Source organism: Streptomyces kronopolitis, assembly GCF_050953795.1.
Taxonomy (GTDB): Bacteria; Actinomycetota; Actinomycetes; order Streptomycetales; family Streptomycetaceae; genus Streptomyces; species Streptomyces kronopolitis_A.
This window is the reverse complement of the sequence record NZ_CP191850.1, coordinates 708,572-729,796: the sequence shown is the minus strand read 5'-3', so window position 1 is coordinate 729,796 and position 21,225 is coordinate 708,572. Positions and strand designations below refer to the sequence as shown.

Annotated in this window: 18 protein-coding genes and 1 pseudogene; 9 read left to right on the top strand and 10 right to left on the bottom strand. The window is 69.7% G+C overall.

The features are described from left to right. Window positions 1-10: 10 nt before the first annotated feature. Together ACQP17_RS02775 and ACQP17_RS02770 are read right to left on the bottom strand one after the other, a co-directional pair. On the bottom strand, window positions 11-961 hold the full coding sequence (locus ACQP17_RS02775; RefSeq protein ID WP_433854770.1) for an L-tyrosine/L-tryptophan isonitrile synthase family protein: 951 nt from the start codon (window positions 959-961) through the stop codon (window positions 11-13). Further along, complete coding sequence (locus ACQP17_RS02770) at window positions 955-2,220, bottom strand: cytochrome P450 family protein (RefSeq protein ID WP_433854769.1); 1,266 nt, start codon at window positions 2,218-2,220, stop codon at window positions 955-957. The genes ACQP17_RS02775 and ACQP17_RS02770 overlap by 7 nt, the downstream gene beginning before the upstream one ends. A 280-nt stretch (window positions 2,221-2,500) precedes the next feature. Between ACQP17_RS02770 and ACQP17_RS02765 the strand changes: the two genes are divergently transcribed. From ACQP17_RS02765 to ACQP17_RS02755, 3 genes are read left to right on the top strand one after another with little or no spacing between them, the layout of a single operon-like run. Further along, a complete protein-coding gene (locus ACQP17_RS02765; RefSeq protein WP_364881390.1) occupies window positions 2,501-2,776 on the top strand; it encodes a hypothetical protein in 276 nt (91 codons plus the stop codon). Continuing rightward, window positions 2,773-5,121, top strand: a complete 2,349-nt coding sequence (locus ACQP17_RS02760; protein WP_433854768.1) for a heavy metal translocating P-type ATPase — start codon at window positions 2,773-2,775, stop codon at window positions 5,119-5,121. The genes ACQP17_RS02765 and ACQP17_RS02760 overlap by 4 nt, the downstream gene beginning before the upstream one ends. Beyond that, window positions 5,118-5,588: a copper chaperone PCu(A)C gene (locus ACQP17_RS02755; protein ID WP_364881385.1), complete on the top strand. Its 471-nt coding sequence runs from the start codon at window positions 5,118-5,120 to the stop codon at window positions 5,586-5,588. The genes ACQP17_RS02760 and ACQP17_RS02755 overlap by 4 nt, the downstream gene beginning before the upstream one ends. 65 nt (window positions 5,589-5,653) lie before the next feature. On the opposite strand, the gene ACQP17_RS02750 is transcribed toward ACQP17_RS02755, so the two are convergent. Next, the gene (locus ACQP17_RS02750; protein ID WP_433854767.1) at window positions 5,654-6,247 is read right to left on the bottom strand and encodes a sigma-70 family RNA polymerase sigma factor; all 594 of its coding nucleotides are present in this window, start codon (window positions 6,245-6,247) and stop codon (window positions 5,654-5,656) included. Between the two features lie 49 nt (window positions 6,248-6,296). On the opposite strand from ACQP17_RS02750, the gene ACQP17_RS02745 reads away from it, so the two are divergent. Continuing rightward, the gene (locus ACQP17_RS02745; RefSeq protein WP_433854766.1) at window positions 6,297-6,587 is read left to right on the top strand and encodes a zf-HC2 domain-containing protein; all 291 of its coding nucleotides are present in this window, start codon (window positions 6,297-6,299) and stop codon (window positions 6,585-6,587) included. Between the two features lie 218 nt (window positions 6,588-6,805). On the opposite strand, the gene ACQP17_RS02740 is transcribed toward ACQP17_RS02745, so the two are convergent. Further along, window positions 6,806-7,585 carry a PE-PGRS family protein gene (locus tag ACQP17_RS02740; RefSeq protein ID WP_433854765.1) on the bottom strand — a complete coding sequence of 260 codons (780 nt, stop codon included), beginning with the start codon at window positions 7,583-7,585 and terminating at the stop codon, window positions 6,806-6,808. 394 nt (window positions 7,586-7,979) lie between these two features. On the opposite strand from ACQP17_RS02740, the gene ACQP17_RS02735 reads away from it, so the two are divergent. Both ACQP17_RS02735 and ACQP17_RS02730 read left to right on the top strand, forming a co-directional pair. Then, window positions 7,980-8,288 (top strand): hypothetical protein, encoded by a 309-nt coding sequence (locus tag ACQP17_RS02735; RefSeq protein ID WP_433854764.1) that lies wholly within the window; start codon window positions 7,980-7,982, stop codon window positions 8,286-8,288. Window positions 8,289-8,502: 214 nt separating this feature from the next. Next, on the top strand, window positions 8,503-8,895 hold the full coding sequence (locus ACQP17_RS02730) for a hypothetical protein (protein ID WP_433854763.1): 393 nt from the start codon (window positions 8,503-8,505) through the stop codon (window positions 8,893-8,895). Between the two features lie 149 nt (window positions 8,896-9,044). On the opposite strand, the gene ACQP17_RS02725 is transcribed toward ACQP17_RS02730, so the two are convergent. The 6 genes and pseudogenes from ACQP17_RS02725 to ACQP17_RS02700 all read right to left on the bottom strand — a co-directional run bounded on the left by ACQP17_RS02725 (window position 9,045) and on the right by ACQP17_RS02700 (window position 18,190). After that, window positions 9,045-9,467 (bottom strand): hypothetical protein, encoded by a 423-nt coding sequence (locus ACQP17_RS02725; RefSeq protein ID WP_433854762.1) that lies wholly within the window; start codon window positions 9,465-9,467, stop codon window positions 9,045-9,047. Window positions 9,468-9,644: 177 nt separating this feature from the next. Further along, window positions 9,645-13,625: an SGNH/GDSL hydrolase family protein gene (locus tag ACQP17_RS02720; protein WP_433854761.1), complete on the bottom strand. Its 3,981-nt coding sequence runs from the start codon at window positions 13,623-13,625 to the stop codon at window positions 9,645-9,647. 796 nt (window positions 13,626-14,421) lie between these two features. After that, window positions 14,422-14,967 (bottom strand): hypothetical protein, encoded by a 546-nt coding sequence (locus tag ACQP17_RS02715; protein WP_433854760.1) that lies wholly within the window; start codon window positions 14,965-14,967, stop codon window positions 14,422-14,424. A 904-nt stretch (window positions 14,968-15,871) separates the two neighbouring features. Continuing rightward, a pseudogene (locus ACQP17_RS02710) lies at window positions 15,872-16,622 on the bottom strand (IS481 family transposase). Between the two features lie 157 nt (window positions 16,623-16,779). Continuing rightward, the gene (locus tag ACQP17_RS02705; protein WP_433854759.1) at window positions 16,780-16,995 is read right to left on the bottom strand and encodes a ferredoxin; all 216 of its coding nucleotides are present in this window, start codon (window positions 16,993-16,995) and stop codon (window positions 16,780-16,782) included. 4 nt (window positions 16,996-16,999) lie between these two features. Further along, window positions 17,000-18,190, bottom strand: a complete 1,191-nt coding sequence (locus ACQP17_RS02700; protein ID WP_433854758.1) for a cytochrome P450 — start codon at window positions 18,188-18,190, stop codon at window positions 17,000-17,002. A 112-nt stretch (window positions 18,191-18,302) separates the two neighbouring features. Here ACQP17_RS02700 and ACQP17_RS02695 point away from each other — a divergent pair, with 112 nt between their 5' ends. The 3 genes from ACQP17_RS02695 to sbnA all read left to right on the top strand — a co-directional run bounded on the left by ACQP17_RS02695 (window position 18,303) and on the right by sbnA (window position 21,225). Beyond that, window positions 18,303-18,968 carry a TetR/AcrR family transcriptional regulator gene (locus ACQP17_RS02695; protein ID WP_433854757.1) on the top strand — a complete coding sequence of 222 codons (666 nt, stop codon included), beginning with the start codon at window positions 18,303-18,305 and terminating at the stop codon, window positions 18,966-18,968. A 144-nt stretch (window positions 18,969-19,112) separates the two neighbouring features. Further along, on the top strand, window positions 19,113-19,550 hold the full coding sequence (locus tag ACQP17_RS02690; protein ID WP_433854756.1) for a hypothetical protein: 438 nt from the start codon (window positions 19,113-19,115) through the stop codon (window positions 19,548-19,550). Window positions 19,551-20,298: 748 nt separating this feature from the next. Continuing rightward, window positions 20,299-21,225, top strand: coding sequence for a 2,3-diaminopropionate biosynthesis protein SbnA (sbnA, locus tag ACQP17_RS02685; protein WP_364881368.1), 927 nt, complete (start codon window positions 20,299-20,301; stop codon window positions 21,223-21,225).

Here is a 21,225-nt window from a genome sequence, read left to right as displayed (position 1 = left end):
CCCCGCCGCCTCACCCGGCGGCGAAGTGGCTCGGCCGCCCCCGGCGCAGGACGGGGCGGCCGAGCCGCTCGGCGTCCGCGCGGTGCAGCAACTCCCGCCGCCCGTCGGTGTGTTCCAGTACGCACGAGTGCCAGGGCGTCATCCACACATCGGGCGCGTCCAGCAGCCGGATGCCGAACTTCGCGGAGCCCCGCGGCTGCGGATGGATGGACAGCCGGAACGCCCCCGGGTGGTGCGCCGCGATCAGCTCGCCCCAGGCGCCGCTGCGCTGCATCACCCCGTAGGCCCGGCGCCGGCAACTGCGCTGCCGGGCCGACCGGGTGCCCGCGAACGACGCGGAGTCCTCGAAGAGGAACTTGGTGATGCCCTGGTACAGCCGCCGGGTCGGCTCGTCGCCGCGGGTCCGGGACCGCAGCACCTCCAGGGGCGGGGCGTAACGCTCGTGGACCAGCGACCGCTTGGCGTCGTGCGACAGCTCCTGCCCGTACACGTCCCGCAGGTCGAAGACCTCCAGCCGGGTCAGCCCCTCGTCGTGGATCAGGGCGCGCAGCGCGTCGGCGTAGGCATCGATGTCACGGTCCGGCACCTGGATGAGATCGCTGAAGACATGGCCGTCCGAGCAGATGACCATCCGCGCGCCGGGCGGATGGAGCGCGGCGATCCGGGCGCACAGCCCGTCCAGGAAGCGCAGCGCCAGCCGTTCGCCCTCGTCGGGCAGGTGGCCGAGCACCTTGGCCGGGTTGGGGGACTTGCACGGGAAGCCCGGCAGGGTGAAGACGATCGGCTCGTTTGCCGCCACCGGGGCGGCCAGCTGCCGCAGCTGCGCGGGGAAGGCGTCGGGGGTGTCGTCGTGGCCGCCGGTGTCCAGCGTGCGCCGGTGGGGCAGCAGGGTGGCGAGGAGCGCCGCGCAGACGGCCGGTACCTCGGTGGGTGCGCCGGGCGGCGCCGGTACGGTCAGCACGCGGCGTCCGGCCCGTTCATGACGGGGCAGCCGCCCGCCGCCCCGTAGGTCACCGGCAGCCGGTCGACGCCGCGCGCCAGGACGGCCGGGATCCAGCGCAGTTCGCCGTCCGGGACGGCCGGCCGCAGGCCCGGCAGCCGCCGCAGCAGGGTACCGAGGGCGATCTGGAGTTCGATACGGGCGAGCGCGGCACCGGGGCAGAAGTGGATGCCGTGACCGAAGGCCAGATGGGGATTGGGGGAGCGCGCGAAGTCGAGGGTGTCCGCGTCGGGGAACTGCCGGCCGTCGCGGTTCGCCGCGCACAGCGACACGATGACCGAGTCGCCCGCCGGGATCCGGGTGCCGTGCAGCTCGGCGTCCTCGGCGAGGAACCGCCAGGTCGTCAGCTCGAAGGCGCTGTCGTACCGCAGGAGTTCCTCGACCGCGCGGGACAGCAGCTCGGGGCGGGCGGCCAGCGCCGCGAGGTGCGCGGGGTGCCGCAGCAGGGTGACCAGCGCCGTGGTGATCTGGTTGGTGACCGGCTCCTGCCCCGCCACCAGCAGCTGGAAGAACATGGAGTCCAGCTCCTCCCGGCCGAGCGCGCCGGCGTCGTGGGCGGCCACCAGCCGGGAGAGCAGATCCGCACCGCCCGACGCGCGCCGGTCCTCGACCACGTCGGCGATGTACTGCTGGAGCCCGCGCAGCCGCGCCTCGTACGCCGGGCGGCCCGGGTCGGTGGGCCCCACGGGCTGGACGACCTTGCCCCAGTCCCGGTCGAAGCGGGCCGCGAACTCCTCGGGCAACCCGATGACCTCCGCCAGGACCCGGAAGGGGAAGCGGGCCGCGAAGGTCTCCACCAGATCGGCCTCGCCGCTCTCCGGGAGGCCGTCGAGCAGCGCGTTAGCCATCGCCTGGAAGCTCGGCCGGAGCGCCTCGACGCGCTGCGGGGCGAAGGCGTCGCCGAGCAGCCGGCGCAGCTCGGTGTGCCGCGGCGGGTCCTGGTGCAGCAGATGCACCTGGAGCTGGGAGTGCTGGGGTTCGGGCATGATCGAGGCGCGCGCCCGCCAGGCGGCGTTGCCCCGCGAGTGGTGCTTGCCCAGCCGCGGGTCGGTCAGCGCCCGGTGGGCGGCCTCGTAGCCGGTGACCAGCCAGGCGTGCACCCCGCTGGGGAAGCGCACCCGGTGGACGGGGCCGCGCTCGCGCAGCTCGGCGTAGAGCGGATAGGGGTCACGCTTGTACTCCGCCCCGTACAGCTCCACGGGTTCGGACGGTCTGGACACGGCATTCTCCAAAGTGACGGCGAACCGGGCCCCGACGGCACGGTGTTGGAGAGGTCGGGCGGGGGCCGCACCGAGTTCCCGCGGGACGGCGGGAAATTCGGCCGGGCGGCAGGAGCGGGCGGGAAAGCGGGCGCCGCACACCGCCTCGCGCGGGCACCGCAATCCCAGTTAGTCGGTCCCGGCAGCCACTCGGTTCCGGCGACGGAACGGGACAAACCTCACGTGCCGGCGAGCCCCCGATCGCCCCCGCCGCACCGTCCTCAGCTGCCACCATGACGCGATGTCCAGCTCTTCCGCCGACCGCAGTCGGCCCCCTCTCCGCCGGGCCGTCACCCGGTTCCTGCCCGCCCGGCCGGTCCTCGGTTTCCTCGCGCTGCTGGTGGTGCTCGGCACCCTGTCGTACGCCGTCGGCGCCGCGGTCGGCCCGGTGGCACCGGGGCTGCGCCCGGCCGGCGGGAGCGGTGGCGGCGCGTCCGACGGCGGTGGGGACATGGGCGGCATGCACGGCATGGGCGCCGCGGCTCCCCGCCCGCTGCCGGTGGGTGAGGCGCGATGACCCCGCAGCCCCGGCCCGTCCCCGTACCGCAGCGGACCGCCGAGCGCACCACCACCCTCACGGTCGGCGGCATGACCTGCGCCGCCTGTGTGGGCCGGGTCGAGAAGAAGCTCGGCCGGCTGGACGGCGTCGCCGCCACGGTCAACCTCGCCACCGGCCGCGCCACCGTCAGCCACCCCCCGGCGGTGTCCGCCGCCGACCTCGTCGCCACCGTCGAGGCCGCCGGGTTCACCGCCCACCTCCCCGAGCCCGAGCCGGATCCGGACGCGGACGAGCGTCCCGCGGCCGCCGACGGCCCGGACGACGGGGACGACGCGGCCCGCGCCGAGCGCCGGCGGCTGCTGGTGACCGCGCTGCTCTCGCTGCCCGTCCTGGTGCTGTCGATGGTGCCGGGGTGGCAGTTCCGCAACTGGCAGTGGCTGTGCTTCGTGCTGGCCGCCCCGGTCGCCGTGTGGGGCGCCGCCCCCTTCCACGCCCGTGCGCTGCGCGGCCTGCGGCACGGCGCCGCGACCATGGACACCCTGGTCTCCCTCGGCGTCGCCGCCTCCTTCGGCTGGTCCACCTACGCGCTGTTCCTCGGCGGGGCCGGCGCGCCGGGGATGACCATGCCGTTCAGCCTGCTGCCCACGGCCGGCGACGGCGTGGCGCACCTCTACCTCGAAGCCGCCGTCGGCGTCCCGCTGTTCGTGCTGGCCGGGCGCCGCATGGAGGCCAGGGCCCGGCGCGGCACCGGCGCCGCGCTGCGGGCGCTGGCCGAACTCGCCGCCAAGGACGTCGCCGTGCCGACCGCCGACGGTGAGAGGCGCATCCCGGTCAGCCGGCTGCGGGTCGGGGACCGCTTCCTGGTCCGGCCCGGCGAACGGGTCGCCACCGACGGCACCGTCGTCGAGGGCAGCTCCGCCCTCGACCTGTCCCTGATCACCGGCGAGAGCCGCCCGGTCGAGGTCGGCCCGGGGGCGGCGGCGGTCGGCGGCGCGGTCAACTCCGGCGGTCTGCTGGAGGTACGGGCCGAGGCGGTCGGCGCCGACACCCAACTCGCCCGGATCACCCGCCTCGTCGAGGACGCCCAGACCGGCAAGACCAGGGTCCAGCGGCTGGCCGACGCGGTGGCGGCGGTCTTCGTCCCCGCCGTCCTGACCGTCTCGGTGAGCGTCCTGGGCTTCTGGCTCGGCGCCGGGGCCGACCCGCAGGCCGCGGTGACCGCCGCGGTGGCCGTCCTGGTCGTGGCCTGCCCCTGCGCGCTGGGCCTGGCCACGCCGACCGCGCTGCTGGCCGCCACCGGGCGCGGCGCCCAGCTGGGCATCCTGGTGCGCGGCCCGGAGGCGCTGGAGCGGCTGCGGCACATCGACACCGTCGTGCTCGACAAGACCGGCACCCTCACCACCGGCCGGATGGGCGTCACCGCCCTCACCGCCCGCTCCGGCGGCCTCGACGCCGAAGCGGTACTGCGGCTGGCCGCCGTCGTCGAGCAGGGCTCCGAGCATCCGCTGGCCCGCGCGATCACCGCCCACGCCCGTGAACGGCACCCGGAGCCGAATCAACTCCGCCTGCCCGTACGGGACTTCAAGGCGACGCCCGGGCACGGCGTCGAGGGCGTGGCGGACGGGCACCACGTGACGGTCACCCGGCCCGGCGACCTCGACGGGCTCCCGGCGCCGCTCCCGGAGGCGGTGCGGTCCGCGGAGACCGACGGTCACACCGCCGTCCTGGTGACCGTCGACGGCACCCCGCAGGCGGTGCTCGCCGTCGGCGACACGCTGCGCCCCGACAGCTACCGCGCCGTCGACCACCTGCGCCGGCTGGGACTGCGGCCGGTGCTGGCGACCGGGGACCGCACCGCCACCGCCCGGGCGGTCGCCGCCCACCTGGCCATCACCGAGATCCACGCCGAGGCCCGCCCCGAGGACAAGGCCGCCCTGGTCCGCACCCTGACGGAACAGGGCCGCCGCGTCGCCGTGGTCGGGGACGGGGTCAACGACGCGGCCGCGCTGGCGCTCGCCGACCTCGGTATCGCCATGGGCAGCGGCACCGACGCCGCGATCGGCGCCGCCGACGTCACCCTGGTGCGCGAGGACCTCCAGGCGATCGCCGACGCGGTCCGGCTGGCCCGGCGCACTCTGGGCACCATCCGCACCAACCTGGGCTGGGCGTTCGGCTACAACCTGGTCACCGTGCCGCTGGCCGCCGTCGGCCTGCTCAACCCGATGCTCGCGGCCGCCGCGATGTCCGCCAGCTCCCTGCTCGTCGTGGGCAACAGCCTGCGGCTGCGCGCCTGGCGCCCGCGCGGCGCCACCACCGCCCGCCCGCACGGCCCGCGGGCCCGAAACCGTGGGGAGACCTCATGAAGCGTCCCGCCGCCCAGGCCGTCGCCGTCCCGCTGCTCACCTGTCTGGTGACCCTCGGCACGCTCACCGCGTGGACCGCCGCCGGCAACGCGGGCACCCCCGCGCGGCTGAGCGTCGCCGAGGGCCGGGTGCTGATCCCCGCGGGGTCCGACGCCACCGCCGCCTTCTTCACGATCCGCAACACCGGCGGCTCCGACGACGTCCTGACGGGAGTCACCGGACCCCCCGGCCACCGCGCGATGCTCAGCCGCACCGTGGACATCGGCGACAACGCCCGCAGCATGGCGATGGTCAAGGACGCCACCGTCCCGGCCGGCGGCGACCTGACGATGACCGCGACCACCCTGGACGTCATGGTCAGCCCACCGCCCCGGCTCGCGCCCGGCGACCGGCTCACCTTCACGCTGCACTTCCGCCACAGCCCCCCGCGGACCGTACGGGCCGTGGCCGTGGTGCCCGGCCGGTGAACTTACCGCGGCGGGGCTCATGGGCCGGCCACCGCCCGCCCATGAGCCCCGCCGGTCACGGCCCGTCAGGCCACCGCGCCCGCCAGGTCCCGCGGCAGGTCGGCGGTCTCGGCCCGCTCCGCCTCCGTGAGCAGCGCGACGAGCGCCTCCCGGGCGCGTGCCACCCGGGACCGCACGGTCCCCACCGGGCAGCCGATCACCCCGGCCGTCGCCGCGTACGGCAGCCCCAGCAGCTGGGTGAGCACGAACGCCTCCCGCCGCTCCGGCGTCAGCGCCGCCAGCAACTCGGCCAGCGCGATGCCCTCGTCGAATCCGGGCACCCCCCGGGGCTGCACCCGCTCGGCGGCCGTCTGCCAGTCGTCCGTCGCGGCCAGCCGGGGCCGCACCGCACGGGACCTTATGCGGTCCGCCACCACCCGCCGGGCGATGGTCAGCAGCCAGGTGCGGGCCGAGGACCGGCCCTCGAACCCGGGCAGACTGCGCAGCGCCCGGACGTAGGTGTCCTGCACCAGGTCGTCGGTCGCCTGCGGGTCACCGCTGAGATGCGTCACATAGCGCCGCACATCGAGCTGGGTGGCCCGGACGAACTGCTCGACGGCCCGCTCGTCACCGCCGCGCGCGGCCAGCGCCCAGCCCGTCACACTCTCGTCATCGCGCATTCCGGCACCGTCCCTCGGCGCCGCCCGGCGCGTCGGGGAGGATGGACGCATGCTCTGCACGCGCATCCGTACGGCACTCTCGGCCCGCCTCGACGGCGAGGAACCGCCCCCCGGTCTCACCGTTCACCGGCTCCGGGCGCACCTCGCCGACTGCCGGGACTGCCGCCGCTGGGAGGCGCAGATCCGCGCGCTGGCGACCGGTGCGGTCCGCGCCGCGGGGCAGCCCGAGGACGACCCGGCGGCCGCCGACGCCCTGCTCGCCCGGCTGCGGACGGTCTCCGTACGGCCGGGTGCGGTACCTCCCGGCGAGGTGGCGGGCGGCGGGAAACGGGCCGGTTGAGCCGGCCGGGGTGCCGGCGTACGGGCGCCCGCCCGCGCCGGCCGGTGCGCCCGAAGCGGACGCGGGCGGCAGCGCCACCGGCATCCGGACAGGATTCATCATCTGGAGTCCTTCGCGTGATCCGGTCGCCGCGCACGGCGGGGACCGGTGAAGTCGGAGCCGGGCAGGGGCGTGAGCCCTCCGCGCCCGTGGGCCGGCTCGGGAATTCGTCCGTGCTGTCAGCCGACAGCCGGTTCACACGGCGGACCCCGCAACGACCTCGCATGGGCCAGCAGCAACTGGTGCACCGCACGCCGCGGCTCCGGACGGGCGGAGCGCACGGCGGGCGGCGTATCGGGCAGCACGATCCGCCAGACCAGCACCAACGGCGCGCACAGCCACGCCGACACGCACCGCACGAGCCGGAACGCCGCCCGCTCACCGCCCCACAGCCACCAGGCGCTGAGCAGCGCGACCAGCAGGTGGGCCGCGAGCATGCCGGAGGCACTGCCGTGCATCCCGGCCATCCCGGACGCGCCGTCGTGCATCGAGGCCATGCCGTCCGCCCCGGACATCCGGCTCATGTGCGCCATGCCCGACGCGGAGGAGGAGTGGTCCATCCCGGGCAGGGCCGCCATCTGCCGCTGCATCAGCTGCGTCAGCCGGGCGGCGTCGTCATCGGGGAGCGGCGTCTCCGGCGCGCCGCACAACCAGGTGTCCGCCCACCGGCCCAGCGTGCGCGGTGCGCCGCCGCCGGGGCCGGCGACCGCCTGGCCGAACGAGAACGCGGTGTGCAGGGCCGCCTGGGTGCCGACGGTCAGCAACCCCACCAGGAACGGACCGCGTTCCCGGCCCGCGCAGCACCAGGCGAGGGCCGCGGTACCCGCCCCGGCCGCGAGCAGCGCCCACGCGGGAATCGTGGCATCCGACATCACCACGTGGCCCAGCGCGGCGAGCAGCACACACACGACCGCGAACACCGCGGCGCGTAGCCCCCTGAGAACCTGCCCCGCATCCATGACAGGCCCATCGTCGCACCCCGCTCCCGCAACGGGACCAGAGGGGCCCGGCCCGCCGCCCCGGCCGCCACGGGAGTCGGCGGCCCGCGCCGCATACGGCGGGGCGCGGCTCCGGCGCACGGCGGGGCGCGGCCCCCGGCCACGCCCCGCCGTCCCGCTGCCCCTTGTCCAGTGCTCTGACCGGGAAGGTTCACCGGGTTGCCTGTTGGCAGTGCGGGCATTGTGGGCGGTTGGATATCGCGACATCCAATCTGGTCCTACAAGGGCGCGCTCGACTGGACCGGCTTCGCGGCCTGACCTGGCCTGGTCGCCCACGACGCCCCACACAAGCGCACCGGTGCGGCCGCCGCCAGTGGGCGGAAGATCCTGTTCGGCGATTTCTCCCTCAAGGACTGTGACGACTACCTCGCCCGGCCGCCTCAGCAACGCCGGACAGCCCCCTATCGGCGACGAACTGAGGTCGATCATCACCGCCGGCTCGCACCGCCTTCCGCTCTACCTCGACCTGTCCGTGATGCGGTTCCTGGAGATCCGGCGCACCGGCTGTACCCCTCAGCCGGCAAACTTCGACCACGGCTTCCCGGCCCTGATCGCCTGCACCCTGTCCGACCTCCTCCCGACGAACGGCATGTCCGGCGCTTGGTCAGCCTCCTCGATGCTGGCGACCTCACCCTGCCGCCCAGGTCGCCGGCACGACCCATGACGCACCGGCTCTCAGCCTGCTGGAGCGGCCCATCGTCCACTACACCGCGTTCGTCCTGTAGCCCTTCCATCTCCACGCCCTGATCCGCTCCACCCTGCGCACTGCCGACAATGCCTCGGACGACCGCTGATCACCGCGCGACTGGCACCAGGCCGCCGAACGCGCCTTCGCCGCCGTCGGCGAGCAGTGGATCACCAGCATCGCACCCGGGTGGATGGTGCTGATCGGCTGCTTGCGCCAAGGCCTGACCTTCGCCTGCGACTCCATCTGGGAGCCGCTCACCGCCGCAGCCCAGTACGAGCGATCCGTGAACCACCTGGAGACTGCGGCCGAGGCCCTGGTGGAGATGCTCAGCGCCCTCGCCCGGCGCCAGCACGAGCACCGTGAGTGCACCGCCGACCGGCTCACCGCGGTGGTCGACACCGGACGGCTGCCGGACGAGTTGCACGAGATGGCTTTCTACTACCTGGCCAAGGCCCAGCGCGATCTCGGGCGTTCCGCTGCCTCCCAGCACGGGATGTCACTCGTCGCCGACGGTGGCGGCTGGCTTGCCCCTCCGACCTGTCCGACGCGTCTGTCCGTCGGCGGCCGAGGCCTACAGTCGTAGCGCCTCTGGAACTCGTCGAGAAGCGGTGTTCTTCGACGACGACAGATCCATCCCCGCCCTCCGTGACCGTGCAGAGTGCACACACGACCATCTGCGGCAGCGGCTGCGACCGCACTGCGCCGAAGCTGACGAGCTTGATCCGACGCTACTCAGCTCTTCGCACGCCCCGTCAGTCGGTGCGCCACGTTGTCGAGGGAGAGGAGTCCCCCAACGGCCACCATGGCGACGAGCAACGGCACTGGCAGGTGCGAACTAGGCGTGTACTTGATGTAACTGAGGCAGTAGCCGGCGCCGAACAACCAGGCCAGACTGCCGCCGATGACGAGCGCGTAGTTGTCCTTCTCTCCCATGATCCGCATGCCTATCCATAAAATCAGAGGCATCATGATCACAATGCCCAGAGCAAAGGTCGCCAGGCGTAAATCGATATCTGCCCAGGAACTGCTCGGGTTTGCACGCTTCTTGGCCCTCACGGCGGCATAGCCGACGCTGAGGATGACGTGGCAGACAACGATGGCGAATGTCGTGACTGCCGCTCCCTTGAGGGGGCGAGTAGCTCGGGAACTGGCCATAGGGAACATTCTTTCGAGAGGGGCTGTAGGGGTCCTGAGTATTTGCACTCAGGACCCCTACGGCATCAGGTGGTCAGAGGGGGAGCGGGATGTCGGCCATCTTGCCGTTTGGGGCGGCTCGAGGGCCGTCTCTTCACCATCTCCCTGTGATTCCCTGCTCTTCCAGGACGAGTGCGCTTAGCCCTTGAGGGTGCTCTCGAGGGAGTCTGCGTAGAGGCGTGCGCCCGCGGGCTTGGGATGGAACGACTGCATCGAGGGCGCTGGTAGGTCGTTGTCGGCTTGCGACCGTCCTGTCATCACGATGCCGTGTACTGACTCGGGGTCGCCGCAGATTGCCTTGCCGGCGAACGCTGCGCGTGGGTCGGAGAAGATCGACTTTGCTCCGTACTTATTGTTGGCGTCGTCGACCGCGCCCTTCATCTCGGTGGCGAGGGTGTCGGCAACGGTATTAAGCCACTGCCCCTCACTTTGCTCGATGGCGGGGATGCATGAGCCGTTGTTTTCCAGGAGCTTCGGGTAGCCCATGAGGACGATCTTCGCGTTGGGTGCCTTGTCGTGGATCATCTTCAACATCGCGGTGATGCGCGGTCGGATCTGTTCATGGAGCCACTTCGGAGCCCACTCGTCGAGCCGTCCTGTATCGCCATCAACGGGATCGCCGTTGTCCGGGTTCACGTTGTCCATTGAGCTCGCCTGGCAATTCACCAGGTTGGGCAGGACGCACTCCGTGACTATGTCTGTGAACCGGGCGTCGTTGCCGCCCACAGAGAGGGTGACCAGTGTGGTGTTTTGATCGAGGTAGCCCTGCTTGAGCTGTGGCAGTTCACTGTTCTGTCCGAAGCTCACCACGTTGTAGATACGGGCACCAGAGCATGCGACGAAGTGGTAGTCCATGGTGGCGTCCTGCCCGTCATCCATCGCACCGATGGACTTGGTGTAGCCCGGCAGAGTCGCCTGACGCGACCAGGCGAGCCTTGAGCGGTGGCAGGTGTTCTTCGTCTTCGGCTGCGCTTTGTCGTAGTAGTCCGACTCGGCGTAGTAGTCCTTGCCTTCCGGCGCCGTCGCGCCCTCACCAGAAGAGTAGGAGTCGCCCATCGCCACGACGAAGTTCTTCGGCTTCGCACTGAGCGGCTGGAAGGCCACCGAGTCCCACGCGATGTCCTCGTCCCCGGTGCCGTCTTGTGTGTCCGTGTCCAGCGACACGGTCGGTGTGCCTGTGAAGTTGAAGACGCCGAGGTCCGCCCACTTATTCTCCATCACCCGCTGGGGCTGGACCCGGAAGGGACTGGTCGAGTCCGTCCCCCCGATCGTGTAGGTGGCCTGGCGGCTGTGCGCACCATGGTCGGGCAGGTGTGCGTAGACGCGCATCCAACCGCGCTTGGACGAACCGAGGGTCCAGGTGCCCTTGGTGTACAGACGCGATCCGTCACTGTGACTGATCTTGGAGCGGGTGTGCGAGAACCAGAAGTGGTTGCCGTTGCCTGCCCCGAGCTGGTGCAGGTCGATCCGAGCCGACGGCGACGCGAAGTCGAATGTGAATGACCCTTGGGAGGAGACTCCTGAACAGCGGTTGGACGATCCCGCTGGGGTCGTGCCGTTGGGCAGGTCGTCGACGATCAGCGACCCTGCTGGCAAGCCCGTGTTACAGCGCGGCGGATACGAGTTGGCGTCTGGTTGCTCGGGGTAGGTGTCGTCGAACCGGTGGACGGCATTACCGCACTCCGCGTCGTCACACCTTTTCCACGCGGCAGGCTTGGTGTACCAGCACTTCAGGTACAGCGGGTTGTGCGTGTCCGGGTCGCCGGGCAGGGTGCAGGGACCTTTGCCCGTCTCGTTGGAGGCGTCGTCGGTGGCCGAGGAGGGGTCGCACGTGTTGGAGGCGTCGCAGAACAGACCGATTGGCGGCTTTGCCTGGGTGCGCTCTTGCACGTTCACCCACCAGGATGGTCGGTAGCCGGCCTGGAAGTCGCCGGGGCCGAACATTGCTGAGATAGGTCGTGCGGCCCAGCCGATTACCTTTTCCTGGTAGGGCCAGTCCTGGGGATGCGAAGCATGGGAGTAGTCGTCGTTGCCGAATGAGTTTTCCAGGAACGGGGTGCGGTTCTCCTTCCACAGTGGGTTGGCCGGATTGTTGGTCCAGCCCACCCCCCACTTACCGGAGTTGCTGCCGGCTGTGGACTTGGGGTGATAGCCGGAGTTGTAGGTCCACAGGGCGTAGAACCAGTTTTCGATGTATCTAGGGTCGCCGCCGTTGATGGTCATCCCGTCGTCGCGGGTGTCGTTCCACTTCCCGATCAGGATGTTCACGCCGGCGGCGATATTCGCTGCGTAGTCCAGCGCGACGGCCTCCTGTTGCACGGACGTCTTGGGGTGCTCGCCCTCCTTCTCTTTGCCGTGCATGCGCATCCCGTCGGTAACCTGGGTGACGCCGTAGCCACAGTCGGCTTCGGCGAAGTTGATCGCCCACGGATCCTTCTGGTCGCCGTCCGCGCTGTACTTGATGCCGTAGTAGTTGCCGATCAGAGCATTGCCGGTGACGCCGGGGACGACGGTGCGGGCAGCCTGCCACATGTTCGACTCCTGCGCGGTAACGCCGAGCAATACCTGTGCGGGAACGTGCCAATCCGCGCCCGATCCGCCCTTGAGCGGAGTCAGCGGGAAAAGTGACTGGGGCGCATACGCGGCCATGCCGGTGTTCTTCCAGTTCGCCCCGCGGGTTGCTCCCTTGTTCAGTTTGCCCACGACGGCTTGGTCCACGGCCCACTCGATCTGGCGAGGTGTGGGCTGGAATGCCTGCTTCTTCGCATCGCCGCGCGGCACGGAGCAATAGCGGCCGTCATCGACGGTCCCGCTGGCTAGTGCGGTGGCCCTCGCACTTTGGGCAGTGAGCACCGGGGAGGTCTCGTTTCCCGCGCGCGCGGACTTGGCACCGCCGATCAGGTCCCCGGGAGCCGCGTCCAGGACTGCTGTATTGCCGGTGTCAATCGTTTTCAGCGTGGTCCGGACGGTCCGCTGGGTGAGTGCTTCTTCAGGACGAATCCGGGAATCTTTCCCATCTGCCCACCGTGACGTGACCGCAGCTTGCCCGTGGCTGGAGACCAGAGCCCCCTTGGCCAGCCCACCTGGATTGTGTATCACGCCGCCGGCCCCGCTTGTCGTGGAGGAGGCCTCACCCGTGATGTACACCTCGCCAGACGGTGTCGCGGTGAGATCGAAGCCGGTGAGGCTGCCCCGGGCGAGTGCGGTCGGCTGGGCCTTGCCGCTCGCCTTCTCCAAGTCGCGCTCAGGCACTCGAGAGACAATCGCCGCCTCCTGTGTGCCAGCGCGAGCTTTGGCTCTCTGGGGCACGCGGTCGATGAACGTCACACCGCCTTCAGCATCGGCCTTGAGCTGGAACGGAGTCGCCTTCGTCGTGGCGACCTCACGCACCTTCCCGCCGGTCACCTTGATGATGTGGTTGCCGCGCGCCGCCGCGAGGGCCCCTCTGACGGGGATCGCCGAGGTCACTTGGCCGGCCACAGTGACCTTCGACTTCACCTTGCCAGTCGCGGCGGCGACAGTGACCAGGCGACTCTCCGGCGACTTCGCAGTGTCGTCCGTCAGAGCGGTGAACACCGCATCTTCCCCCTGGCCGCAGCCAGGTGAGAAGTAACCGAGCGTTGCCTGGTACGGCAGCTTCGTGATTCTTCCGGTCTCCAGGTCAACGACCGCGGTGAACGCGCCTCGCGACATCATCTCGGGCTTGTTTGTGAAGGTGCGTGGAGCGTAGGCGACGGCCGCGTGCTTCCCGGACTCGGTCACGCATGCATTACCTATCCAGGTATCGGTGTCGAAACCAGTCTCGGACAGCGACGCGGCCGTCCTCCACCGGTAGCCGTCCTTCTCAGCACCAACCAGGAGGTGAAAGCCCGTGCCGTCCCCCGAGGTGGTCCAGGCAATGTCCTTCGAGGCCCGATAGTTCTTCCCGAGTGTTGCCGCCCTCTCCTTCACAGGAAGCGATCGCGGCTCATCTCCTGACTCGGTCATGGCCGTTCCGCTAGCCCCTGGGCTGCCGCTCCAGCCCTGCGCTGCCTTCTTGGGCACGCCGGGGCTGTCTGCGGCAACGGCCCGGCTGCCGACGATGCTGGCTGTGAGCGCCAGTGTGACCCCTACGGTCACAGGTAATCGACTCCGTCTGAATCTCTTTCCCCGCACTGCTTTTACTCCCCCTGGTTCTGTCTCTTCTCACGTCGTGACGTATCTACGTTGCACGCCACGGCGTCTCCTTGAACTACGTACCTTTCTGGGCACATACTTGGACCGTTCCCGAAAGCCTCATCGGTAAATACCTAGGCAGGCGTCCGAGTTACTTCAATGATTTGGACTTTTGGCTGCTTCGGTACGGGAGCTCCGGAAGTATCCATTGCGGTAAGCGCCTGAGATGCCTTATCGCCCGGGCCGAGTGCTTGCGTAGTGGCCCGTACGGTTGCTGAAAACCCGTGCGGACCAGTGATGCGGATCTCAGCCTCGTAGGTTGCCGGCGTCTTCCCTTGATTGACGATGTCGACGGCTACCCACATCCCGTTGCCAGATGTTTTTGCCACCGGTCGTTTTACGGTTACGCCGTCCCTGGTGCTTACGACTCGGGATACTCCGGGGCTCGTGTCAGCCTTTTTCGACGATTTCGGCTCGCGTGACTCGCGTTTTTCGGGAGAGGCGCTGGGGTCGGTGCCTGCTGAGTTTGGTGCGCTCTCTGAAGGTCGCGGAGTACCCGGTTGATACGCAGAACTGGAAGGAGCGCCACCGGCCTGCCCAGGCGACTGCTTCTCCGGCCCCGACTGCCCGTTGATCCCCGTATCGCGGAACACGAAGAGAGCGATAGCTACCAACCCCGCGACAGCAGCCAGCAGTACAGTAGTCATCAGGGCCCGACGTCGGACGGAGTTCGCAACAGAGTGCGCAGCTCGCTGGCCCATCAGTTGCAGGGGGCTGCGTACGTGACGCGATTGATGACCGTACCGCCCTCGTACTTCATGATGGCGGTCACCTTGGAACAGAGGATGGAAGCGCTGGATCCTGTGACACGGACGGGGCCAGCGTACTGACTGAACGTGCCCTCGTCCGTTTTACACAACTTGGTGTCGGTACTGTTCGGGCAGAGTTTGAGTTTCATGTACGCGCTGCTGCCAGAGTTATTGTCGAATACTGCGCAGGAGCTCGTAAATCCCGATGAGCCGGACTTGGTGTACGTGAAGAGGGTGCCAAGTCGCGTCGCATCCGGAAGTCGCTCTGCCATGAATAGCTCGTACCCTGCCCCGCAGAGATTTGCTGCAGAATTCACAGCCTCGGATTCTTTTTTCGCGATTGTGCGCGTCTCGTCATTCGCTTGCATAGAAACCCTCACCTCCGACGCCGCATTTACGTCAGCGGCAACTGCGTTCGGAGCAATCAGGCCCGTTAACGCTAAGGCGGCGATGGCGGCGGAAAGTCGCCCTGCGGGCTTGGTGATGGTGTTGATCATTGATTTCCCCCTGGGAGCATCGCGAAATGGTGAAATCGCAAGGGGAGCTTCCGCCCTGGTGAACCCCCCGGTTCACGCGAGCCAGGGCAGCCTCGCGATCGGCCAGGAATCTACACCGTCGGACCGGCGGAACGCTCAGGTAAAAGATTCTCAGACGTCGGATTTTCAAATACTTGTAGCGACTAGCTAATCTTATGTAGTAGATATCATGACAAACTGCACAACTTCGTCGGTGTGGGATGACGATGAGTTACCATGTGGTTTGCATCACTCGGGAAGTTTGGCCGCCCTGTCTCGGACGGACGCTGCCGCAGGAGGTGCAGTCTGCATCGTCCGACGTCTCGCTGGTCCTCCTCCTGCCCGGCGCCGCCGGATCCGTGATCGGCCAGCCCGCCTACCTGCGCTGGCGCAACACGAACCCCCGGTACTCCGACGTGCCGGCCGCTCAGCGCCGCGAGGAGCCCGTATCCGTAGTGAGAAGGACGTGCGCTGGGGCGGACCGGGGAAGGACGCCTGACCGTGACAAAGGCAACCGGCGTGACGCCATGACCGTTGATCGTGAGGCCCGTCAGACCGGCCTGGAACCGCACCCGGGGGTCACCTCGACGCCGCACGGGAATACCTGACGGGTCTACCCGGACATCGGCTTCTCAGTGGTGCTCGAGTTTCTGCAGCACAACGGCTTGGACTCGCTGTCGACTGCCTGGTCGATCTCGATGGCGACCTCGACGTGCCGCCCTAATTCTGACAGCACCTGGACCGGGCGGCTTGTGAGCTGCGCCTCGCTGACGATGCGCTCAACAAGCCCTACCTCACGGCCGTCGACCTCCTGCCGCCGTCAACTCGCTGCCGCGTCCGAGCAGAACCTACCCTGCCAACCCGGCGAACCTTCCCGGTCAGAGCACTAGATGTGTTGTTCGGAGAGGTTGGTGACGCGGCTGGCTGGGTGTAGGCGTTGATTCCGGTGTGTGGTCGGTGGTAGTTGTGCCAGTCCAGCCAGTCGGGAAATGCTGCCTGTCGTTCGGCATCTGAGGTGTAGGGCTGTCGGTCAGCACACATTCGACGGTGACGCCTCGGGCGGTGAACCAGGCTGTGGCTCGGATCAGGAAGCCGACGCAGGCGGCCGCCTTCTCATCGGGAGAGTCTTCGGTGTGGGCGAGAAGGGAGTGGTCGTCCAGAGCGGTGTGCAGGTGGGCGAGACCGACGCCCGCACAGACCTTGCGGCCGGTGCCCGGCCGAGGGCTTTGTGGCCACCGCCATTGGGGATGCGACCGCATCATGACGCCGATGTGGACCAGTTCGCCGGACCGGGCGCGTTAGTAGCGGCGGAGGGGTTCGCCGGTGGCGCGGTCGATCGCATCCAGGGGTGGTAGGCCGCGGCGCTGGAGGATCCGGTGTGCGGCGGAGGCTGCGACACCGGCACGGACGGGCAACCGCAGTCGGCTGGTCCGGTGCTCGCGTCGCGTGCGGATGGCCTCGTCCTCCACCGCTGAGGGCGCGCGGCGAGGTTGGCGGTAGGGCCTGTTGGAGTGGCCCTTCATCTCGGCGCGACCATGGCGTTGGTAGCGGGCGGCGGTGATGTGGCTGACCTGGAACCGTTTCGCGGCACGGTGCAACGGCCGGCCCTCATCGTCGAGGCACCAGGCCAGAGGCATCCTGCTCGTCGGCGTGAGCGGGGCTTTGTGGTGGATCGCAAGGGCCCCCTGTACTCGGCGGTAAGTGTCACAATCCACACCGAGCCAGAAGGCCCTCACCTCGGCCGGGCATCAGCCAGGGCATATCGCCTGTCACCTACGTGCCGGGACAACACCTCTATGGCCGGGACCCGATGACCTCCCCGCCGTCCCGCACGGTGATGGCGAGCGCCGGACACACCTCGGCGGCGTCCAGCGCGCGCTCGTCCTCCTCGATGTGCTCCTGCCGCGGACGGGCATGGCTGCCGTCGAGGACGAACAGGTCCGGTGCGACGGCGGCGCAGGAGCCCGAGGCGATGCACTGCCGGGGGTCGATCTCCACGTGCCAGGTCATCGACTCACCACCCCACCGGCATCACCCGGGGCCCGCGCACCAGCATCTCGCTCTTCCACTCCACATCGCCGGCCAGCCGCAGCCCCGGGAACCGGGTGATCAACGCGCCGATCGCCTCCTGGAGCTCCAGCCGGGCCAGCTGCGCTCCCAGACAGTGGTGGACGCCGTGACCGAAGCCGAGGTGCTGGTTCGCGGCCCGGGAGATGTCCAGGGTCCCCGGCTCCGCGAAGCGCAGCGCGTCCCGGTTGGCCGAACCCACCGCGACCAGGACCGGGGTGCCGGCCCGCACCAGGGTCCCACCGACCTCGACATCCTCCGTCGCATAGCGGGGCTGACCCGCGCCGCTGCCCAGCGGGACGAAGCGCAGCAGCTCCTCCACGGCCTTGTCGATCAGCTGCGGCTGCTCCCGCAGCAGGGCGAGCTGGCCCGGGTGATCCAGCAGCGCCAGGACGAAGTTGGGGATCTGGGTGGCGGTGGTCTCGTGCCCGGCGACCAGGATCCCGACGCACAGGTCGACGAGTTCGAGCTCGGAGAGCCGGTCGCCGACATCCCGGGCGTCGATGAGCGCCGTCATCAGGTCGTCCTGCGGAGCCCGCCGGTGGTCCTCGATCAACTGCCCCATATAGGCACGGAGTTCTTCGAGGTTGGCGTCGAACTCCTCGGCCGTCAGGGAACTCGTCGACAGCGCGGCGTCGCTCCACACCCGAAAGCGCGGCCGGTCCTCGGCCGGGACGCCCAGCATCCGGCAGATCACGGCGACGGGGATGGGCAGCGCATAGCGGTCCACCAGGTCGGCGGGCGGTCCGGCCGCCTCCAGCTCGTCGAGCAGACCGTGGGTCAACTCCCGTACCTGCGGGCGGAGTTTTTCGACCTGGCGCACGGTGAAGGCCTTGGCCACCAGGGTCCGCAGCCGGGTGTGATCGGGTGGGTCCATCCCCAGGATGCCGCTGTCGCGACGCCCTTCGGACTGCCGGGGCTCGTCGTGCGAGGCGCCCAGGGCGCGGCTGAAGCGCTGGTCACCGAGGACGAACCGGGCCTCGGCGTACCGGGTCACCAGCCAGGCCGGCTCCCCGTAGGTCATCTGTACCTTCAGCAGCCCGGGACGGTTGCGGGCCTGCTCGTACTCCTCGGCAAGGGCGAGGCTCTCGGCAATGTTGAACGGGTAGGAGAGGGGTGCCGTATCGATCGTGGTCATGGTGACCTCCCTTGTGTAAGCACCTGCTTACAAACGTAAGCCGCTCCCACGGGGCGGTCAACGACGCATTGTGGCCGTCCTGGTGACGGTCCGGAGGAAAGGAAGCGTGGCGATGGCCAAGTCCCCGCAGCGCGGCGCGGGCACACACCGCCGGGACGCGCAGGGCACCCGGCTGCGGCTGCTGGACGCCGCGTCGGAGCTGTTCGCCGAGCGCGGCTACGAACGGGCGACGGTGCGCGACATCGCGGACCGCGCCGGGGCCAACCAGGCCCTGCTGTTCCGGTACTTCGGCTCGAAGAAAGCCCTGTTCGGCGAGGTCATGGCGCGCGGCGGCCAGGAGCAGCTGCGCAACACGCCCGCCGAGCGGCTGTTCGAGGTAGCTCTGCGCGGCATGCTGGCCGGCGGCGGGGAGGACGCCGACCGTTCCCTGGAGGTGTGTCTGCGCTCCATAGGTGGCAGCGACGAGATCGCCGACGCGCTGCGGGGGCTGGGGGAGGAGTACGCGGAGGTCCTCGCCACGCTCTCGGAGTCCGACACCGGGGGGTTGCGCGGCGATCTGGCGCTGTCGTGGCTGCTGGGAATTGGCTTGATGCGAGTGGTCGTCGCCAAGGAGCCGCTGGCGAGCGCCGACCCCGACACGGTGTGCTCGCTCGTCGTGGGGGCCCTGGGTGGTCTGTTGGAGGGACTGCCGACGGGGGACGGCGCCCGGCGTGTCGGGGGAGACGGGTCGGGAGGGAAAGCCGCGGGAGGCCGGGAAAGCGGGGGGAATCCGGGGTGAGCGGGCGGGGTGTGGTGCGCCGCCGCGCCTCCTGCTGCGTTCCAGTGACTCTCCGGCGGGTCGCAAGTCGGTGATCAAACGCACCTTTATCGTCATGTTTGCAGAAAATATCCTTTTTCTGCACAGTCGAGTCAAGGTGGAAACATGCTCCGTTTGATTCCTCGCGGCCTAGCATTGGCCGGCCTGACCGCGGCTGCCCTGGTGGTGCCGACGGCCGGTGCCGCCACCGCCGCAACCGCGCCCCCCAGCAGCAGCTCGCAGAGCACCATGTGCCTTCGCTGCGACCGGGGCCACCACCACTTCGGGCACCGCTACTGCAAGTGCCGTCACGACCGCCGTCACGACCGTCGCCACGACCGCCGTCATGACCGTCGCGACGGCCGCCACCACGGCCGTTTCGGGCACGGCGGCCATGACGGCTACGACGACTTCGGTCGCGACGGCGGACGTAGCGACGACTACGGCTACGGCCGTGACGGCGGCTACGACCGCGACGGCTACGGGCGTGACGGCGCCGGCCGTGAGGGTCTGGGGCGGGGTCGGAACGGCCTGCTCGGCCTCGGCCTGCTCGGCATCCTCTGACCTTTGCCGGACAGTCCTGCGGCGGGCCCGGGATCCTCTCCCGGGCCCGCTGTTCGTCATGCAGCGCCGCGCCGTGGCCGGTGGCTGACCACGGGTCACCGCGGGGCGGGTGGCGGCTGGAAGGGGAGCGTCCGGGTCCGGGGCCGGCGGAGGATGCGGGCGGCCGGTGCCCGCCTCGTCGCGCCGCGGGGCTCATGGGTGAGGTCCGTACGGCCGGCCGTGGACGCGACCCCGACGGCCCGTCAAGACCCTGACTCCGTCCCAACACACCTCCAGGAGGCGGATGTTGCCCCGGAAGTGAACGCTCCGGCAGCCCCCGCCCGGCTCCGTGTCGCGCCGGAATCAGTCCCTCCGTCCGCCGGGGCCGCGGGCGTGAGCCCCGCCGGAGGCGTACCCGGCCCGCTGCCGCACCGGTCTCTCGCCCCAGGTCGCCCGCCGGGTCGCCCGGCTGACGGGGTGTCGGCCGGTACCCGGAAGGGCGTCCGCCATTTCCTTGGGCCGGGTGTTTCGATTCCGGCCAATCATTGTCATTGGCCTTACTTGGTGGCAGGATTAAACCGTCACATCGCGAATGGGGGATTTGCGGTCAATGGGGGACGGGGGAAGTGTCCCTTCTGCGTAGCGCACACCTGACCCGTGTGTGCGGCCAACAAGCCCGTGGGCGCTCGCTTCTGCGAGCACAGCTGCCTTGCGCTGCCCACTTTCAACGGTTTGGATTCTGGTGATAGCGGAAGAAGTGTACGATCTCGTGTTGGATGACCTCTTCATTCGGCTGGACCAACTGGTTCCGGGTAGTTCCGTTTTCCTGAAACTGGAAGGACTCAATCCGGCCGGATCGGTAAAGCTCAAGACGGCTGTCGCGCTGGTCACGGCGGCCGAGGAATCCGGGCTCCGCTTTCCACGGACCCGCCTGATCGAATCGACGTCGGGAAACCTCGGTGTCGCCCTGGCGATGGTGTGCGCGGCGAAGGGCTATCCGCTCACGCTGGTCACGGACCCCAACGCCACCGTCCGCTCACGGCGCCTGATGGCCGTCCTCGGCGCCGAGGTCGTGGTCATCGAGACCAGGGACGCCAACGGCGGCTTTCTGCAGTCGCGGATCGACTACATCGGCGAGCGGCTGCGCGCCGACCCCGACCTGCACTGGCTGAACCAGTACGCCAACCCGGCCGGGCCGCGGGCGCACCGCGACCGTACGGGCCGCGCCATCGTGGAGGGCATCGGCCATCTCGACTACGCCTTCATCGGCGCCGGCACCACGGGGACACTGATGGGCTGCGCGGAGTACCTGCGCCGGCACAGCCCCGCCACCCGGATCGTGGCGGTGGACGCCGTCGGTTCGGTGACCTTCGGCGGGCCGGCGGCCCGCCGCCACCTTCCCGGACTGGGCACCAGCCGGCGCCCGGAAATACTCGACACCAAGAACCTCGACGACATCGTGCTCATTTCCGAGGCGGATTCCGTCGAGATGTGCCGGACGCTCGCCCGGGAACGGGGCCTGCTCCTGGGCGCCTCGACCGGAACGGTGCTGTGCGCCGTGCAGGACGCCGCCAAGAAAATCCCGGAGGGGAGCGTGGTGGTGGCGATATCACCGGACTTCGGGGACCGGTATCTGGAGACCATCTACGACGACGCATGGGTGGCCGAACGCTGGCCCGACGTGGTCGGCCACTAG

Coding starts and splice junctions, on each gene's coding strand:
- ACQP17_RS02705 (WP_433854759.1), bottom strand. CDS start 16,995: ATGACCTGGCACGTGGAGATCGACCCCCGGCAGTGCATCGCCTCGGGC.
- ACQP17_RS02715 (WP_433854760.1), bottom strand. CDS start 14,967: ATGATCAACACCATCACCAAGCCCGCAGGGCGACTTTCCGCCGCCATC.
- ACQP17_RS02745 (WP_433854766.1), top strand. CDS start 6,297: ATGCTCTGCACGCGCATCCGTACGGCACTCTCGGCCCGCCTCGACGGC.
- ACQP17_RS02695 (WP_433854757.1), top strand. CDS start 18,303: ATGGCCAAGTCCCCGCAGCGCGGCGCGGGCACACACCGCCGGGACGCG.
- ACQP17_RS02760 (WP_433854768.1), top strand. CDS start 2,773: ATGACCCCGCAGCCCCGGCCCGTCCCCGTACCGCAGCGGACCGCCGAG.
- ACQP17_RS02725 (WP_433854762.1), bottom strand. CDS start 9,467: ATGGCCAGTTCCCGAGCTACTCGCCCCCTCAAGGGAGCGGCAGTCACG.
- ACQP17_RS02740 (WP_433854765.1), bottom strand. CDS start 7,585: ATGGATGCGGGGCAGGTTCTCAGGGGGCTACGCGCCGCGGTGTTCGCG.
- ACQP17_RS02730 (WP_433854763.1), top strand. CDS start 8,503: ATGGTGCTGATCGGCTGCTTGCGCCAAGGCCTGACCTTCGCCTGCGAC.
- ACQP17_RS02755 (WP_364881385.1), top strand. CDS start 5,118: ATGAAGCGTCCCGCCGCCCAGGCCGTCGCCGTCCCGCTGCTCACCTGT.
- ACQP17_RS02690 (WP_433854756.1), top strand. CDS start 19,113: ATGCTCCGTTTGATTCCTCGCGGCCTAGCATTGGCCGGCCTGACCGCG.
- ACQP17_RS02750 (WP_433854767.1), bottom strand. CDS start 6,247: ATGCGCGATGACGAGAGTGTGACGGGCTGGGCGCTGGCCGCGCGCGGC.
- ACQP17_RS02700 (WP_433854758.1), bottom strand. CDS start 18,190: ATGACCACGATCGATACGGCACCCCTCTCCTACCCGTTCAACATTGCC.
- ACQP17_RS02765 (WP_364881390.1), top strand. CDS start 2,501: ATGTCCAGCTCTTCCGCCGACCGCAGTCGGCCCCCTCTCCGCCGGGCC.